At 37.3% G+C, this 233-nt stretch carries 1 protein-coding gene; it reads left to right on the forward strand.

Annotated elements, in window-relative coordinates; genetic code table 11:
* A partial coding sequence (locus R2R70_RS23380; RefSeq protein ID WP_410979403.1) for a cold-shock protein occupies positions 1 to 155 on the forward strand: 155 nt, incomplete at its 5' end.
* Positions 156 to 233 lie beyond the last annotated feature (78 nt).

The following is a 233-nucleotide window of genomic DNA, read 5'->3' on the forward strand; positions in this document are numbered from 1 at the left end:
GTTTCATCGAGCAAGAAAATGGCCCAGACGTTTTCGCACATTTCTCAGCAATCAAAAGCGAAGGTTTCAAAACTTTAGCTGAAGGCCAACGTGTAGAGTTTACTCTTTCACAAGGTCAAAAAGGTCCTCAAGCTGATAACATCACAGCTGTATAATTTTACTTTTTAAGTAAAATGAAAAAAAAGCGCCTAGGGCGCTTTTTTTGTGCCTAAAATAAACCTAACTTATGTAAC

This window comes from Cobetia sp. SIMBA_158, assembly GCF_046566945.1.
GTDB lineage: Bacteria > Pseudomonadota > Gammaproteobacteria > Pseudomonadales > Halomonadaceae > Cobetia > Cobetia amphilecti.